The following is a 465-nucleotide window of genomic DNA, read 5'->3' as shown; positions in this document are numbered from 1 at the left end:
CCCCCGCACATAGCCCAGATCATTTGCGGTCACACCAATATTTCCACGACCATGGGTTACAAGGCTGTTTACCCGACCGAAGCGATCGATGCGCATCGGGCGTTCATCGCCCGCCGCCGGGCCACACGCCCCGGCGAAGAATACCGCACCCCCACCGACCAGGAATGGGAAGCTTTCCTCTCGCACTTCGAGCGGCGCAAACTGTCCGTCGGTACCTGCGCACGCGCCTTTAACACCCCCTGTATACACGAGCACGCATGTGTCAGATGTTCCCTGCTCAGACCGGATCCGGCCCAGCGCCAACGACTCGAAGAGATCCACGACAACCTACAAGCCCGCGTAACCAACTACGGGGTCAGTGCGCTGTGACGGCCCGCAGTGGTGTCCAGGCGCGGCCGGCCAGCGCGTCGCGGATGGCCTTCATCGGGTCGACGCCGTGCAGCCTGATGGTGATCAGGTAGGAGT

At 63.0% G+C, this 465-nt stretch carries 1 pseudogene; it reads left to right on the top strand.

The window, feature by feature from the left end:
- Window positions 1-369 (top strand): annotated as a pseudogene (locus KGA66_RS29400) (site-specific integrase); the annotation flags it as partial.
- Window positions 370-465: the final 96 nt, after the last annotated feature.

Source organism: Actinocrinis puniceicyclus, assembly GCF_018283645.1.
GTDB classification, from domain to species: Bacteria; Actinomycetota; Actinomycetes; order Streptomycetales; family Catenulisporaceae; genus Actinocrinis; species Actinocrinis puniceicyclus.
The sequence above is the reverse complement of the archived record's forward strand: the minus strand, read 5'-3'. Positions and strand labels throughout refer to the sequence as shown.